Annotated in this window: 15 protein-coding genes; 7 read left to right on the top strand and 8 right to left on the bottom strand. The window is 68.9% G+C overall.

The window, feature by feature from the left end; genetic code table 11:
- Positions 1–28: 28 nt before the first annotated feature.
- Positions 29–1999 (bottom strand): acetate--CoA ligase, encoded by a 1971-nt coding sequence (acs, locus tag ACZ6YV_RS25665; protein ID WP_465512038.1) that lies wholly within the window; start codon positions 1997–1999, stop codon positions 29–31.
- A 100-nt stretch (positions 2000–2099) separates the two neighbouring features.
- The gene (locus ACZ6YV_RS25660; RefSeq protein ID WP_465512037.1) at positions 2100–2678 is read right to left on the bottom strand and encodes a GNAT family N-acetyltransferase; all 579 of its coding nucleotides are present in this window, start codon (positions 2676–2678) and stop codon (positions 2100–2102) included.
- 115 nt (positions 2679–2793) lie between these two features.
- On the opposite strand from ACZ6YV_RS25660, the gene ACZ6YV_RS25655 reads away from it, so the two are divergent.
- From ACZ6YV_RS25655 to ACZ6YV_RS25635, 5 genes are all read left to right on the top strand, one after another.
- Positions 2794–3291 carry a phosphoribosyltransferase gene (locus ACZ6YV_RS25655; protein ID WP_465512036.1) on the top strand — a complete coding sequence of 166 codons (498 nt, stop codon included), beginning with the start codon at positions 2794–2796 and terminating at the stop codon, positions 3289–3291.
- Positions 3288–4019 carry a Fic family protein gene (locus ACZ6YV_RS25650; RefSeq protein WP_465512035.1) on the top strand — a complete coding sequence of 244 codons (732 nt, stop codon included), beginning with the start codon at positions 3288–3290 and terminating at the stop codon, positions 4017–4019. The genes ACZ6YV_RS25655 and ACZ6YV_RS25650 overlap by 4 nt, the downstream gene beginning before the upstream one ends.
- Before the next feature lie 98 nt (positions 4020–4117).
- A complete protein-coding gene (locus ACZ6YV_RS25645; RefSeq protein WP_465512034.1) occupies positions 4118–4876 on the top strand; it encodes a 3-hydroxybutyrate dehydrogenase in 759 nt (252 codons plus the stop codon).
- A gap of 26 nt (positions 4877–4902) precedes the next feature.
- A complete protein-coding gene (locus ACZ6YV_RS25640) occupies positions 4903–6219 on the top strand; it encodes an MFS transporter (protein WP_465512033.1) in 1317 nt (438 codons plus the stop codon).
- A complete protein-coding gene (locus tag ACZ6YV_RS25635) occupies positions 6216–8051 on the top strand; it encodes a helix-turn-helix domain-containing protein (protein WP_465512032.1) in 1836 nt (611 codons plus the stop codon). The genes ACZ6YV_RS25640 and ACZ6YV_RS25635 overlap by 4 nt, the downstream gene beginning before the upstream one ends.
- Here ACZ6YV_RS25635 and ACZ6YV_RS25630 read toward each other — a convergent pair.
- Both ACZ6YV_RS25630 and ACZ6YV_RS25625 read right to left on the bottom strand, forming a co-directional pair.
- Positions 8029–8613 (bottom strand): nitroreductase family protein, encoded by a 585-nt coding sequence (locus ACZ6YV_RS25630; RefSeq protein ID WP_378244994.1) that lies wholly within the window; start codon positions 8611–8613, stop codon positions 8029–8031. The two genes, ACZ6YV_RS25635 and ACZ6YV_RS25630, sit on opposite strands and share 23 nt — an antisense overlap.
- Positions 8614–8617: 4 nt before the next feature.
- A complete protein-coding gene (locus ACZ6YV_RS25625) occupies positions 8618–9889 on the bottom strand; it encodes a tannase/feruloyl esterase family alpha/beta hydrolase (RefSeq protein WP_465512031.1) in 1272 nt (423 codons plus the stop codon).
- Positions 9890–10007: 118 nt separating this feature from the next.
- Between ACZ6YV_RS25625 and ACZ6YV_RS25620 the strand changes: the two genes are divergently transcribed.
- Complete coding sequence (locus ACZ6YV_RS25620) at positions 10008–10862, top strand: extracellular catalytic domain type 1 short-chain-length polyhydroxyalkanoate depolymerase (protein ID WP_465512030.1); 855 nt, start codon at positions 10008–10010, stop codon at positions 10860–10862.
- On the opposite strand, the gene ACZ6YV_RS25615 is transcribed toward ACZ6YV_RS25620, so the two are convergent.
- Complete coding sequence (locus ACZ6YV_RS25615; protein ID WP_378245000.1) at positions 10839–11144, bottom strand: ArsR/SmtB family transcription factor; 306 nt, start codon at positions 11142–11144, stop codon at positions 10839–10841. The genes ACZ6YV_RS25620 and ACZ6YV_RS25615 overlap by 24 nt on opposite strands.
- A gap of 51 nt (positions 11145–11195) precedes the next feature.
- Here ACZ6YV_RS25615 and ACZ6YV_RS25610 point away from each other — a divergent pair, with 51 nt between their 5' ends.
- Positions 11196–12365 carry an MFS transporter gene (locus ACZ6YV_RS25610; RefSeq protein ID WP_465512029.1) on the top strand — a complete coding sequence of 390 codons (1170 nt, stop codon included), beginning with the start codon at positions 11196–11198 and terminating at the stop codon, positions 12363–12365.
- Positions 12366–12765: 400 nt separating this feature from the next.
- Here ACZ6YV_RS25610 and nicT read toward each other — a convergent pair whose 3' ends face one another.
- From nicT to ACZ6YV_RS25595, 3 genes are all read right to left on the bottom strand, one after another.
- The gene (gene nicT / locus ACZ6YV_RS25605; RefSeq protein ID WP_465512028.1) at positions 12766–13869 is read right to left on the bottom strand and encodes a Nickel transporter NicT; all 1104 of its coding nucleotides are present in this window, start codon (positions 13867–13869) and stop codon (positions 12766–12768) included.
- Between the two features lie 74 nt (positions 13870–13943).
- On the bottom strand, positions 13944–14873 hold the full coding sequence (locus tag ACZ6YV_RS25600) for an N-acetylmuramic acid 6-phosphate etherase (RefSeq protein ID WP_465512027.1): 930 nt from the start codon (positions 14871–14873) through the stop codon (positions 13944–13946).
- A gap of 17 nt (positions 14874–14890) precedes the next feature.
- A complete protein-coding gene (locus ACZ6YV_RS25595; protein WP_465512026.1) occupies positions 14891–15862 on the bottom strand; it encodes a MurR/RpiR family transcriptional regulator in 972 nt (323 codons plus the stop codon).
- Between the last annotated feature and the right edge of the window lie 3 nt (positions 15863–15865).

Here is a 15865-nt window from a genome sequence, read left to right as displayed (position 1 = left end):
AAGGGGCCTTTCATGTCACGCGGCGGAGCTACTCCTCCGACTTGCCCGACTTCAGACCCGAAGAGATCAGGTCCATCACGGACGAGTCGGCCAGCGTGGTGACGTCGCCGACCTGGCGGTTCTCGGCGACGTCGCGCAGCAGGCGGCGCATGATCTTGCCGGAGCGGGTCTTCGGCAGTTCCTGGACGACCAGGATCTGCCGCGGCTTCGCGATCGGCCCGATCTCCTTCGCGACGTGGTTGCGCAGTTCCTGCACGGCCTTGTCCCCGCCGTCCACCGCGTTGCCGCGGAGGATGACGAACGCGACGATGCCCTGCCCGGTGGTCGGATCGGTCGCGCCGACGACGGCGGCCTCGGCGACCGTCGGGTGCGAGACCAGCGCCGACTCGACCTCGGTGGTCGAGATGCGGTGCCCGGACACGTTCATCACGTCGTCGACCCGGCCCAGCAGCCAGATGTCGCCATCGGCGTCGTACTTCGCGCCGTCACCGGCGAAGTAGTAGCCCTGGTCGCGGAAGCGCGACCAGTAGGTGTCGCGGAAACGCTCTTCGTCGCCCCAGATGCCGCGCAGCATCCCCGGCCACGGCTTGTCGAGCACCAGGTAGCCGCCGCCACCCTTGCCGACCTCGACGCCCTGGTCGTCGACGACCTTCGCCGAGATGCCCGGCAGCGCCTTCTGCGCGGAGCCCGGCTTCGTGGCTGTGACGCCCGGCAGCGGCGAGATCATGATCCCGCCGGTCTCGGTCTGCCACCAGGTGTCGACGATCGGCGCCGAGTTCGCGCCGACGTTCTCGCGGTACCAGATCCACGCTTCGGGGTTGATCGGCTCGCCGACGCTGCCGAGCACGCGCAGCGAGGAGAGGTCGTACTTCTCCGGGATCTCGTTGCCCCACTTCATGAACGTGCGGATCAACGTCGGCGCGGTGTAGTAGATGGAGACCTTGTGCTGCTGGACGATCTCCCAGTGGCGGCCTTCGTGCGGGGTGTTCGGCGTGCCTTCGTAGACGACCTGGGTCGTCCGGTTCGCCAGCGGCCCGTACACGATGTACGTGTGCCCGGTGATCCAGCCGATGTCGGCGGTGCACCAGTAGACGTCTTCGCCGGCCTTGTGGTCGAAGACGTTGTGGTGCGTGTACGCCGCCTGGGTCAGGTATCCGCCGGAGGTGTGCAGGATGCCCTTCGGCTTCCCGGTGGTGCCGGAGGTGTAGAGGATGAAGAGCGGGTGCTCGGAGTCGAACGCCTGCGGCGCGTGCTCCGCGGACTGGCCGTCGACCAGTTCGTGCCACCAGAGGTCGCGGCCTTCGGTGATCGGCACCTCGTCGCCGGTGCGGCGGACGACGATGACCTTCTCGACCGATTCGGCGCCTTCGAGCGCTTCGTCGACGTTGGCCTTCATCGGGGCGGCCTTGCCGCGGCGGTACTGGCCGTCGGTGGTGATGACGATCCGCGCCGCCTGGTCGTCCACCCGGGAACGCAGTGCTGTCGGGGAAAAACCACCGAAGACGACACTGTGCAGAACGCCGATGCGGGCACACGCGAGCATCGCGAAGATCGCTTCGGGCACCATCGGCATCTGGATGGCGACGCGGTCGCCTGCGGCGAGCCCGAGGGACTCGAGGGCGTTCGCGGCCCGGGAAACCTCGTCCTTCAGCTGGGCGTAGGTGATGTCACGACTGTCGCCGGGCTCGCCGACCCAGTGGATGGCGACCTGGTCGCCGTGCCCGTCGACGACGTGGCGGTCGACACAGTTGTAGGCGACGTTCAGCTTCCCGCCCACGAACCACTTCGCGACCGGAGCATTGGTCCAGTCCAATACCTGCGACCACTTCGTGTCCCAGTGGAGGCGCTCGGCCTGCTTGGCCCAAAACGCATCCCGGTCGGCGTCGGCTTCGGCGTAGAAGTCGGCGGTGGCATTCGCTTGCGCGCTGAAAGCCTCGCTCGGGGGGAAGGTCCTGCTCTCCGTGAGCAAATTGTCCAGCGCCGGCGACTGCTCGGTCATGGTGCGATGCCTCCTGTGATTCGCGTGTCTTCACGCCCGTTGGCACGCTATCGACGTTACGACGCGAAGTAAAAGGTTGCATCGTGGTTGCGCGCGGCATTCACACGCTTGAGGACAAAGCGGTACGGACCGCCGGCCATTCTGGTCCGGTGAGGGAGTAGACAACGGTGTCACGGACGGTTCCGTCGGGCCGGACGCGATGCGCGCGCAGCACGCCTTCCCGTTGCGCGCCGAGACGTTCGATCGCGTTCTGGGACTTCAGGTTGAGGATGTCGGTCTCCCACGAGACGCGGTTCGCGCCGAGGTCGTCGAAAGCGTGGCGCAGCAACAGGAGTTTCGACTCGCGGTTGAGCCCGGTCCGCTGCCACGCGGAACCGATCCAGGTGTAGCCAAGGGAAACGATCTTGTGGCGCGCGTTCATCGCGTAGAACGACGTCGTGCCCGCGACCTCGCCGGTGCGCGCGTCGAGTTGCGCCCAGGCGCGGCGGTCCGGGTCGGCGAGGATGGCGTCGACCATGGCTTCGGCGGCGGCGAGGTCTTCCGGGCGCCGGAGGCTGAGCCAGGTCCAGATCGCCGGGTCGGATCCGGCCTCGAACAGGCCTTTCGCGTGGTCGCGGGTGAGCGGTTCGAGGCGGACGCGTTCGCCGGTCAAGGTCGCATGGGCGTTCCAGTCGGTCACGATCTTGACGTTACGGCCAGTAATGGCCTTGCTGGATAGCCAGTTTCGAAGCATTCGAGAAGGCCACTGAGGCGTTGCCTATGCTCGCGGGAACGATCGACGGAGGCGAGGCAGCATGGCCGAGGAGCGGGAAGAGCTCACCTGGGAGTTGTTCGGAACGGCCAGCAGAGACCTGGCGCAGGCCGTCGCCGACGACGGGTTCGAGCCGGACCTGATCCTGTCGATCGCGCGCGGCGGCCTGTTCGTCGCCGGCGGGCTCGGCTACGCGTTGGACGTGAAGAACCTGCACGTGATGAACGTCGAGTTCTACACCGGCGTCGATCAGCGCCTCGACCTGCCGGTGATGCTGCCGCCGGTGCCGAACGTCGTCGACCTGACGAAGAAGAAGGTGCTCGTCGCCGACGATGTGGCCGACACCGGCGCGACCTTGAAGCTGGTCCGCGACTTCTGCGCCGACCACGTCGCCGAGGTGCGCTGCGCGGTCGTCTACGAGAAGCCGCGGTCCGAGGTCAAATGCGAGTACGTCTGGAAGCACACGGACCGGTGGATCAACTTCCCGTGGTCGGTGCAGGCGCCGGTGGTCCGGCGCGCGGGGCAGGTGCTGGACGCGTGACGGATCCGCTGAAGCCGCTGCTGGACCTCGAAGGGGTCGCGGCGGCCGCGAAATCGGCGCAGGACGCGGTGTTCGCCGTCCACCGGCTGCCCGCCAACCTGCGTGGCGGCGCGGCGACGGCCGCCGAAGCGTCCGTGCGGTCGGCGCGGGCGTCGGCCGGGATCGAGGGCGCCGCGCCCGAACTGCCGGAATCCGGTGAGGTGACCGATCCGGTGCTGGCGGGCGCGCTGCGCGTCGCGGAGGCGCTGGAGGGCCTGCTGCCGACTTGGCGGCGCGCGCCGCTGCAGGCGTTGGCGCGCCTGCACGTTCTCGCCGCGTCGGACCTGGTGACGGATCCCGACGCGTTGGGGCGGCCGCGGTCGTCCGGTGACGTCGGGCCGCGGCTGGAGATGCTGGCGCAACTGGTCGCCGGCGCGACGTCGGTCCCCGGTCCGGTGCTGACCGCCGTCGTGCACGGGGAACTGTTGGCGCTGAAGCCTTTCGGCTCCGCGGACGGGGTCGTCGCGCGGGCGGCGGCCCGGCTTTCGGCGGTGGCGACGGGGCTGGACCCGAAGGCCCTGACGGTGCCGGAGGTCGCGTACTTCCGGCGGGTGCCGAAGTACATCGAGGCCGCTACGACGTTCGCCGGCGGGACTCCCGAGGGCGTCCGGTCCTGGCTGCTCTTCTCGTGCGAAGCCTTCGAGGCCGGTGCTCGCGAGGCGAAGTCCATCTCGGACGCCGCCGGCTGACCCTTGCCGAGGGTGTGGGGACACCACACGGGATCTTGAGCAGCTGTAGCGCCTAACCACATGGCTTAAGCGCCCGGGGCGACCTAACGTCGTCCGGCATGAGTGGTGCGTATCACAGCGATCTGGCGGGTAAGTCCGCGCTGGTCACGGGCGCGGCGAGCGGGATCGGCCTGGTCTGCGCCGAAGCGCTGGCGCGGGCCGGGGCCAAGGTCCACCTCGTCGACATCGACGACGCCGTCGAGAAGGCGGCGGCCGACGTCAACGGCATCGCCCACGTCGCCGACCTCACCGACGCCCAGGCCATCGGGACCCTCCCGGCCGAGATCGACATCCTCGTCAACAACGCCGGCTTCCAGCACATCGCGCCGATCCACGAGTTCCCGCCGGAGACGTTCACCCGCATCCAGTCGCTCATGGTCACCGCGCCGTTCCTGCTCATCCGCCGCGTGCTGCCGTGGATGTACGACCGCGGCCGCGGCCGCGTGGTCAACATGTCCAGCGTCCACGGCCTCCGCGCGAGCCCGTTCAAATCCGCGTACGTCACCGCGAAGCACGCGCTCGAAGGGCTCTCCAAGGTCACCGCGCTCGAAGGCGCGGAACACGGCGTGACCAGCAACTGCGTCAATCCCGGCTACGTCCGGACCCCGCTGGTCACCGGCCAGCTCCAGGCGCAGGCCGAAGAACACGGCCTCGACCGCGACGCCGTCATCGAACAGGTCCTGCTGCGCCGTTCGGCGATCAAGCGGCTCATCGAGCCCGAGGACGTCGCCGCGTGCGTGCTCTGGCTGTCCGGCGACCACGCCGCCCATGTCACCGGTACCTCGATCCCCCTCGACGGCGGCTGGACCGCCGCGTGAACCCCTCCCAGAAAGGACGTCCCCCGGTGACCACCCAGAACCGCGGCTCGATCGCGAAGGTCGTCAGCGCCAGCCTGATCGGCACGACGATCGAGTGGTACGACTTCTTCCTCTACACCTCCGCCGCGGCGCTGGTGTTCGGCAAACTGTTCTTCCCCACCAACGATCCGCTGACAGGCACGCTGCTCGCGTTCCTGACCTACGCCGTCGGTTTCCTCGCGCGGCCCATCGGCGGGCTGGTGTTCGGGCATTTCGGGGACCGGGTCGGCCGCAAGAAGCTGCTGGTGCTGAGCCTGGTGCTGATGGGCGGTTCGACCTGCGCGATGGGTGTTCTCCCGACCTACGCGTCCGTCGGTGTCCTGGCGCCGATCCTGCTCACGCTGCTGCGGCTGGTGCAGGGTTTCGCGCTCGGCGGCGAATGGGGCGGCGCGGTGCTGATCGTCTCCGAACACGGCGACGACAAACGCCGCGGGTTCTGGGCGTCGTGGCCGCAGTGTGGCGCCCCCGGCGGGAACCTGCTGGCGACGGCGGTACTGGCGATCCTCGCCGCGACGCAGTCCGACGAGGCGTTCCTCAGCTGGGGCTGGCGGATCCCGTTCCTGCTTTCCGGTGTCCTCGTGGTGATCGGCCTGTGGATCCGGCTCGCGGTCAGCGAGTCGCCCGTCTTCCTGGCGGCACAGGAAAAGAGCAAGCCCGAGCACGCGCCGGTCGTCGAGGTGTTCCGGAACAACTGGCGCGCGGTGCTGATCACGATCGGTTCACGGATGGCGGAGAACGTTTCCTACTACGTGATCACCGCGTTCATTCTCGTTTACGTCACCACCGGGCTGGGTCTGCCGAAATCGGCGGGCCTCAACGCGGTGCTGATCGGTTCGGCCGTGCATTTCGTGACGATTCCCTTGTGGGGCATTCTTTCCGACCGGATCGGCCGTCGCCCGGTCTACTTGTTCGGTGCCATCGGAATGGCGGTGTGGAGTTTCGCGTTCTTCGCGATGCTCGACACGAAGAATTCCGGTGTCATCATTCTCGCGACAACCGTCGGGCTGGTGCTGCACGGCGCGATGTACGGCCCGCAGGCCGCGTTCTTCTCCGAGCAGTTCCCGACGCGGGTCCGCTACACCGGCCTTTCGGTCGGCGGGCAGCTGTCGTCGATCGCGGCGGGCGCGGTGGCGCCGCTCATCGCGGTCGCGCTGTTCAAGGAGTTCGGCAGCACGGTCCCTGTCTCGCTCTACGTCGTCGCGATGTGCGCGCTGACCGTGATCGCGCTGCTCTCCGCCCGCGAGACCAAGGGCGAGTCCTTGCATTCCGAAGTTCTCACGGAACGCAATCACGTGTCAGCATGACCGCTGTGGACAGTGCGGACCAGCTACGTCGGCTGCTCGAACTGCTCGCCTCCGGGGCGGGCAGCGAGCAGCTGGCGCACGTCCCCGTCGACCCGAAGGCCACCGAGCTGGCGCTGCGGATCCGGGACACCGTCGCCGAGCACCGGCGGCGCGAGGCGGAGCTGGCCGCGCTGTTCGACACGGCCAGCGACCTCGCCCGGCTGGACGATCCGGACGCCGTCCTGCGGTCGATCGTGCGCCGGGCTCGGGCGCTGCTCGGCGTGGACGTGTCCTACCTCAGCCTCAAGAACGAGACCGAGGGCAACACCTACGTCCGGGTGACCGACGGTTCGGTTTCCGCGCTGTTCCAGGACATCGTGCTGGGGATGGGCGAGGGGCTCGGCGGGCTGGTCGCGCAGACCGCGCGGCCGTACGCGACGGCGGACTACTTCGACGACGAGCGGTTCCGCCACACCTCGTCGATCGACACCGGTGTGCTCGACGAGGGGCTGACCGCGATCCTCGGGGTGCCGCTGGCGATCGGCAGCAAGGTCATCGGGGTGCTGTTCGCCTCGGACCGGGCGGCGCGGGAGTTCAGCGCGGAGGAGGTCGCGCTGCTGTCTTCGCTGGCCGACCACGCGGCGATCGCGCTGGACAACGCGCATCTGCTCGACGAGACGCGGCGCGCGGTCGCCGAGCTGAACGCCGCCAACGCGACGATCAGCGCGCACAACGACGCGATGCGCCGTGCCGAAGACGCGCACGACCGGCTGATGGATCTCGTGCTGCGCGGCGGTGACCTGGCCGAGGTCGCCGCCGCGGTCGCGGACGTGCTCGGTGGCGGCATCGCCGTCTACGACGCCGACGGTGTCGTCCTGGCCCGGACCGGCGGGGAGCTGAACCTCTCGCGGACCGCGGTGTCGGCGTCCCGGGCGAGCGGGCGGGCAGTGTCCACTGAGGACGGTTGGCTGTGTGCCGTCCAGGCGGGGCAGGAGTTCCTCGGCAGCTTGGTGCTGGGCGGCGGGCGATCGCTCGGCGAAGCGGACCGGCGGCTGTTCGAACGGGCAGGCGTGGTCACCGCGGTACTGCTGATGCAACGGCGTTCCGTCGCGCGGGCCGAGGACGAGGTGCGCGGGGAGCTGCTGTCGGACCTGCTCACGGCGCCGGGCCGCAATCCCGCCGCGTTGCTGGCGCGAGGCCGTCGACTCGGGGTCGATTTGTCGACATCGCATGCGGTGCTGATCGCGCATTCCGACGACGTGTCCCGGCGGCGGCTGGCCGCGGCGGCCGTCCGGCACGCGGCCCTGGTCGGTGTCCACGCGGACGAGGTCGTCCTGCTGGTCCGCGGTACGGACGCCGGTGCGCTGGCCGGATCCGTCGCCGCCGAACTCACGTCCACGATGGACTGCCCGGTGACGGTGGGCGCGGCGGGACCGGCCACCTCCCCGCAGGAGCTGGCCGTGGCGCACGCCGAAGCCGCGCGATGCGTCGCGTCGTTGCTGGCACTGGGCAGGGCGGGGGAAGGCGCGAGCATGGCCGACCTCGGTTTCGTCGGGCTGCTCCTGGGCGAACACGCCGATCTCGACGCGTACGTGACGGCCACGATCGGCCCGGTGCTCGACTACGACGAACGCCGCGGCACGGATCTGATCGGTACGCTCCGCGCGTATTTCGCCTGTGGCGGCAATCTGACGAAGGCGAAGGACCTGCTTCACGTGCACGTCAACACCGTCGTGCAGCGGCTGGACCGCATCGCGTCACTGCTGGGCGAGCACTGGCAGGCGCCCGAGCGCGCGCTGGAACTTCAGCTCGCGCTCAGGCTGCACCGCCTCACCAGTGACCGAACCGGATGACTTCCTCGAACTCGCGGCGAGCGATCTTGGTCGCCGAAGAACCGGGCGACGGGCCGGGTTCGGCGCTGTGCCCGAGCGCCACGACGCCGATCGGGTCGTGATCCTCGGGCACGCCGAACTCGCTGTGGAGCCGTTCCACGCTTTCCGGCGCGAGCCCGAAGAACACCGCGCCGAGGTCCTCGTCGACGGCCGTCTGGAGGATCAGCAGCGTCGCCATCCCGGTGTCGACGTCCCAGTAGGGCACGCGCCACCACGAGTCGTCACCTTCGGCGAAACCCTTGTCCGGCTTGGCGTAGCGGTCGAGGTAGGCGTTCTTGACCGAGAGCGGCACGATCGCGACCGGTGCCGTGGTCACGGTTTCCGGTGCCCAGCTCGCGCCGAACTCCCAGAACTTCGCGAGTTCCTCGCCGGTGAGGACGAGAAACCCTTGTCCCTGCGAGAAACCGGCGGAGGGGCCTTTCTGTGCGTTGCGCAGGATGCGCCGCAGGCTCGCCTCGTCGACGGGCTCGTCGGTGAACTTCCGGACCATGCGACGGCGTCGTACGACGTCCTGGAATTCCATACGATCAGCTTAGTGTGCAAGCCGTCGCCAGGTCGCCTTCTCCACGAGGGATGGTCGCGGAGGCGGGCGGGCGGACACCGTCGAGCCAGCCTTCGAGAGCGGTGAAGGCCGTCCGGAAACAAGGGCCGATGGGACGCAGTTCGCCGGGGAAGGCGTCGTACAGACCGTCGACGTGATTGCCGTCGACGATCCGGTAGTAGCGCTGGAGCCCGGCGCGACCCTGGTCGGCGATCATCCGCTGGTAGACGTCGGAATCGCGGGTGATCGGCAGGAGCGTGTCGAGGGTGCCGTGCAGGGTGATCAGCGGTTTGCCGATCCGGCCGGTGAGCGAGATCCGTTCGACCGCGCGGTGCACCGACGGCGGCCGGGCGGCGTAGTCGTAGTCGGTCCCGGTGAACGCCGGATCGAACTCTGCCTGGTAGATCCGCTGCGTCAGGCCCCAGTAGACGTCGTTGTGGTACTGCCACAGGAATTCCGAGCCCGGCGCGAAACCGGCGTCGAGGATCTGCTGGTGTGCCTGGGCGGAACCGGCGACGTAGGCGGGGTAAGCCTTGATCGCGGGCGGGAGGAAGGTGAACAGGTTCGGGCCGTCCTCATGCCAAAGCGTGCCCTCCCAGTCGATGCCGCCGTCGTAGAGCCACGGCCGGTTCTCGAGCTGCCAGCGGACGAGGTAGCCGCCGTTCGACATCCCGGCCGCGAGGGTGCGGCTCGGCAGGCGTCCGTAGCGGTGTGCCACGGCGACCTTCGCGGCGATGGTCAGCTGCGTGACGCGCGAATTCCACTCCGCGAGCGCGTCGCCGGGCCGTCGTCCGTCGGTGTGGAAGTCAGCGCCGGTGTTGCCCTTGTCGGTGGCGGCGAACGCGTACCCGGCAGCGAGGACCTGGTCGGCGATCGCGCGGTCGTTCGCGTACTGCCTTCGCACGCCGGGGGACCCCGAGACCACGAGGCCGCCGTTCCAGCGATCGGGCAGCCGCAGCACGAACTGCGCGTCGTGGTTCCATCCGTGCGCGGTGTTGGCCGTCGACGTGTCCGGGAAGTAGCCGTCGATCTGGATGCCGGGAACGCCCTTGGGGGCGGGGAGGCCGGCCGAGGTCAGCCCGGCCCAGTCGGCCTGGACCGTATGCCCGGTGGCCAGGGTGCCGGTGGTGGTCAGATCGTCCAAACAGGACAGTTGTTGTTTCGCGGCCCCGGGAACGCGCACGTTCCCGCAACCGCTCGCCGCCTGGGCGGGGGTGGCCAGGGCCAGCATCGTCGCGAGGACCAGAATGAGCCGCATCGGCCGACGGTAAGCGCGGCCTTTCCGGATCGGTACCCGGCGTGGCCACACAAAACGGCTTGCCGGTGTGGTGGTCGTCCACGTGGGAACCATGCGGCGGCGGTTTTAGCCTCGGGTGATGCGAAAACTCCTCATCGGCGCGGTGGTTTCGGCATTGGTCCTCTTCCTTTCTACTCCGGCGCAGGCGGCGACGATCCGTCCGGTGACCGGGTTCGGGAGCAATCCCGGTGCGTTGCAGATGTTCGAATACGTTCCCGACGGGCTGCCGTCCGGACGTCCGGCGGTGGTCGTGCTACACGGCTGCACCCAGGACGCCGCCGGGTACGCGCGTGGCTCCGGCTGGGTCGGGCTCGCGGACAAGCTGCGGTTCAAACTCGTTCTGCCGCAACAGGTTTCGGCGAACAACTTCACCAAGTGCTTCAACTGGTTCCAGGCGGGCGACATCAAGCGCGGGTCCGGGGAAGCCGAATCGATCGCGCAGATGGCGCGGTTCTCGGCCGGAAGCCGGACGTACGTGACCGGTCTGTCCGCGGGCGGCGCGATGACCTCGGTGATGCTGGCGGCGTATCCGGAACTGTTCTCGGGCGGCGGCGTCGTGGCGGGGCTGCCCTACGCCTGCGCGACCTCGATGATCGACGCGTACTCCTGCATGAATCCCGGCAAGGATCTGACCCCTGCGCGATGGGGCGACAAGGTGCGGGCCGCGGGCACGGGTGCGCGGTCCCCGGTCAGCGTCTGGCACGGGACCGCGGACTACACGGTCGCTTCGATGAACCTGCGTGAGCTTTCCGAGCAGTGGACCGACGTCGGTGCCGCCGTCGACACGCACGCCGTCAACGGGATGGGGCACGGTCAGCCGATCGCGCCGGGTGCCGGTTGCGGACAGGCGGGGCCGTATCTGCTGGACGTCGGCGTCTGCGCCGCGGCGGAACTCGCGGCGAAGTGGCGGCTAGGCGAGGACGGCATCGAGTAGCCCGGGGAACCGCTTGTGGATGTCCTCGGTCCGTAGTTCGACCCAGCGGGTCCGGCCCTCGACGAACGTCGTCGTGAGGCCGGCCTCGCGCAAGACCTTCCAGTGGTGCGAGAGCGTCGGCGCGCTGATCACGACGTCGTACTCGGTGACGGCGCAGCTTCGCGGCGAAGGGTTGCTTCGCAGGGCTCGGATGAGCTCCAGGCGCACCGGATCCGCCAGCGCGCTGAGCACCGGCACGATCTCGATCTCCCCGGTCGCCGGTTGCGGCAGCGTGGTGCTCACTTCGCTCCAACTGTTTGACAGTCATCGAATAGTTCGGCCACTATACCCCCCATGACGATTCGACGATCATCAAATGATCGGCTCGCCTTGGGGGCTCTGCTGATACTCGCCGTCGGGACGTTCACCGTCGGCACCGACGGGTTCGTCTTGAACGGGCTGCTGCCCACCATCGCAGCCGACCTGCGCGTTTCCGAAGCCGTCGCGGGCCAGCTGACCACGGTCTTCGCGGTGACCTACGCGGTTTCCTCGCCGCTGATCGCGGCTTTCACCGGACGGCTGGACCGGCGCTGGGTACTCGGCGCGGGGATGGTGCTGTTCACGATCGGCATGGCCGGTCAGGCGATCGGCGAGTCCTTCGCCGTGGTCGCCGTCGCCCGCGTGCTGGCCGCCTTGGGCGCCGCCGCGTTCCAGTCCAACGCCTATGTCCTCGCCGGTGCACTGGCGTCGGACGAGCGCCGTGGCCGTGCGCTGGCGACGGTCTCGGCCGGGATGAGCGTGTCGATGGTGCTCGGCGTGCCGATCGGCGTGCTGGCGGGCACGTGGTTCGGCTGGCGCGCGGTGATGTGGGGGATCGGCGCGGTGGCGGTGGTCGTGGCGGTGCTCGTACCGCTGCTGCCCGGCGTCAAGATGCCGACGGTGTCCCTGCGCGACAGGCTCGCCGTCGTCGTGCGGCCGCCGATCGCGCGGGTGCTCGGTGTCAGCGTTCTCGGCACCGCTGCGGGCTTCGCGGCCTTCGTGTACCTGCCGGTGTTGGTGGCCCCGGTGGCGACGGGCGCGATGATTTCGTGGCTGCTCGTCGGCTTCGGGATCGGGCAGATCGCGGGCAACACCTTCGCCGGTCGGGCGACCGACTCACTCGGCTCCGCGCGCGTCCGGTCCCTCTCGCTCATCGGCACGGTCGCGACACTGGCGCTGCTGGACGTCGCCGTGCTGAGCCTGCCCGGCACGCTGGTCCTCGCGGTGGCTTCGGGGGTGTTCGGCGGGATGCTGATGGTGCCGCAGCAGCACCGGCTGTTCTCGCTGGCGCCTGACGCGCCGACGGTCGCCTTGGGGCTCAACGGTTCCGCGATCTACGGCGGGGGCGCCCTCGGTGCCGCGCTGGGTGGCGTCGTCCTGTCGTCGGCGGGGGTCTGGTGGGTCGCTCCCGTTGCCGCCTTCGTCGCTCTACTCGCCTTCGCGCTTTCGGTCCCTTCGCGCGCTCCGGTGGCCCAGCCCGCCTGACCGGGTATGACTGTCCAGAAAGGACTTCAGATTGGATTGAGGGGCCGGGTCGTTGTGCCCGGCGAGAGCGTGAGGGGTCACTCAGGGTGAAGGGTGTGTGGAAATAGGGACGTTGAGTGTCCCTATTTCCACACACCCCCTCAAGCCTCTCGGGCCACCTAGCCGTCGTGACCGGACCGGTCACGACGGACTGTGTGGATTTCTGGTCACCTAACGCACCAAAATCCACACAGTCGGCGCCCGAGGTCCGGTGCGGCTCGGCCACGACGGTCCCTTCGCGCGCTCCGGTGGTCCAGCCCGCCTGACCAAAAGCGATAGCAAGGGACCCTTGCTATCGCCTCTCTCAACATTAAGAGAAGTGACAGCAAAGGTCCCTTGCTCTCTTTTCGCAGGTCAGGGGCTACTTCGCAGGCAGTCGGGCCGACCAGCGCTCCTCGATACGCGCGAAGCGCCATACGAGGAGCGCGAGGAGCCACGTAAGCACGAAGAGCGCTACGACCGCGTAGCCGACGTAGTCCAGGCTCAGCGACCCGATCGCCGCGAGCGGGCCGGTCGTGATGCCGAACCGTTCGGTGACGATCGAGATCACCTCGATCGTCCCGATGAGCAGCGCGACCGCGACGGAAAGCGCCGTCACCGTCAGGTTGTAGTAGATCTTCCGCACCGGCTTCGCGAAGGCCCAGCCGTACGCGTAGTTCATGAAGCAGCCGTCGGCGGTGTCGAACAGCGTCATCCCCGCGGCGAACAGGATCGGCAGCACCAGGATCGCGTACCAGGGCAGCGAGAACGCGGCCGCGCCGCCGGCGAGCACCAGCAGGCTGATCTCCGTCGCGGTGTCGAAGCCGAGGCCGAACAGCACGCCGATCGGGTAGATGTGCCACGGCTTGCGCACCGCCTTGGTGGCGCCGCGGAGCAACCGGTTCATGAAGCCGCGGTTGTCGAGTTGCCGCTCCAGCGCCGCTTCGTCGAACTCGCCCCGCCGCATGCGCCGGAACACCTTCACGATGCCCACCAGCACCACGAGGTTCATGATCCCGATGAGGTACAGGAACACCGCCGAGACGGACGTCCCGATCAGACCGGTCGCTTCGTGCAACGCGGACGAGTCGTCCTCGACGGCGCCGGCGAGCGCGCGCACGCCGAGCGACAACAGCAGGCACAGCACGAAAACGATCGTCGAATGGCCCAGGGAGAACCAGAAACCGACCGAAAGCGGCCGTTGCCCGTCGGCCATCAGTTTGCGGGTGGTGTTGTCGATCGCGGCGATGTGGTCCGCGTCGAACGCGTGCCGCATCCCGAGCACGAAGGCCGTGACGCCGAGGCCGACCCCGAACACGCCCGTGGCGCCGAGCTCGTACTGGCGCGGCGCCACGAAAAGCGTCAGGACCCCCCAGCCCACGACGTTGAGCAGCAGGATGAATCCGGCCATCCCGGCGACGGACACCCGTTCGCGTCGCGTGAGAGCGAGGCGTCGGGATGAACGGGGCTGTCCGCCGATGCTCATGACCACCCGACCTCTCAGTCGCGAATACCTGAGAGCCTAGGCAGATGAGCAGGTGATGGGCAATCAGTGATGTTTCAGCTCGCGCGCACCCGCAGGGAGTCGAGAGCCTTGCGTACGTGGCCATCGTTGGCCGTGAGAGCCTTCGCCGCGTTCGCGACGTCCTCGCCGGACAGCAGGTGGACCAGCGCCACCTTGAGGTCGCCGTCGGCCTCGGTGAGCGCGTCGGAGCAGTCCGCCATGCTCATCCCGGTGGCCTCGCGCAGGATCCGGATGGTCCGCCCGCGCAGCTTCGCGTTGGTCGCCCGCATGCTGACCATCAGGTTCGAGTACGTACGGCCGAGCTTGATCATCGTCGCCGTGGAAAACGCGGTGAGGATGATCTTCTGCGCCGTGCCCGCCTTCATCCGCGTCGACCCGGCGATCGCCTCGGGGCCGGTGTCCACCGCGATGAGGACATCGACACCCGGCGGCGTCACCGCTGCCGGATTGCCCGAAACCAGTGCGGTCCGGGCACCGAGACGGCTGGCCGCGACCAGCGCGCCGAGCACGAAGGGTGTCCGGCCGGAAGCCGTCAGCCCGAGCACGAAGTCACCGGGCGCGACGGACTCGGCCACTTCGGCGGCTCCGGCCTTCGCGTTGTCCTCGGCGTCTTCGACGGCTTGACGCAGAGCGCGCGCGCCGCCCGCGTGATGCGCGATGAACCAGTCTGCGGGCACGTTGAACGTCGGCACGAGCTCAGCCGCGTCCAACGTCGCCAGCCTGCCGGACGTGCCGGCCCCGAAGTAGTGCACGCGGTGTCCCGACCGCAGCGCTTCCACGGCGAAGTCGACAGCCCGCGCCACCTGCGGCAGCACCGCGGCGACGGCTTCGGGGACCCGGCGGTCCTCGGCGTTGATCGCGCCGAGGATGCCCATGGTCGACATCAGGTCGATGTCGGTCGTCCGTGGATTGCGCTGTTCGGTTGGCGAATCGACGTGCACCACCTGACGTGGGACGGTCATCATGCGCCTCACTTTTTCGCTCATTTGCCGGTTTCCCGCGGCCGCCGCCTGCCGTCGGGCCGTACGCCCAGCCGGTGCGAGCCAACCGCGTCCCTGGTCGCGTCGAGTGCGTTGACCGACGCGTCCATGTGCCGCTGCGCGACACCGATGAACAGGCAGTCGATGACGGTCAGCTGCGCGATGCGACTGGCGGTCGCACCGGAACGGAACGTCGTCTCCCGCGCGGCCGTGGTCAGCACGTGGTCGGCGACCTCGGTGATCGGCGAACGCGGGAAGTTCGTCACGGCGACGGTGATCGCGCCGTGTTCACGGGCCACGCGCAGCGCCTCGACGGTGTCCGTGGTCGCGCCCGTGTGGGAGATGCCGATCGCGACGTCTCCGGGGCTCAGCACGGCGGCCGAAGTGAGCATGATGTGCGTGTCCGACCACGCGAAGCTGACCCGCCCGATGCGGTGCAGCTTCTGCTGCAGATCCGCGGCCACGAACGCGCTCGCGCCCACGCCGTAGACGTCCGCACGGCCGGCGCCTGCCAAGACGTCGATCACACGCTGTAGTGACGGGACGTCGAGCTGGTCGGCGGTCTCCTCCACGGCACGAGCGTCCGCGAAGCTGACCTTGCCGATGACCGCGGCCAGGTCGTCCTCCGGCCCGATCTCGCCGCCGAGATTGCGACTCGACCGAGCCTCGGACCGGGCGGTGTCGGCCGCCAAAGCGATCCTGAGCTGCGGATATCCGCCGACTCCAACCGCCTTGCAGAACCGCGTGACAGTGGTCTCGCTGGTGTTCGCCGCGAGCGCGACCTCGGTGATACTGCGCCGTGCGACCGTCGCCGGGTCGTCGAGGACGACCTTCGCGACACGCTGTTCGGCCCGGGCGAGCCCGGGCAGCAGTGAGCGGATCCGGACCAGCGGGCTCGCGTCAGCGTCCCGTGTCGGCTGCGCCGGCACGGACTCGGACGGTGCGACCGCGATCACGGATTCGGTATCGCTCACCGT

It is taken from the genome of Amycolatopsis sp. NPDC102522, assembly GCF_055584485.1.
The sequence above is the reverse complement of the archived record's forward strand: the minus strand, read 5'-3'. Positions and strand labels throughout refer to the sequence as shown.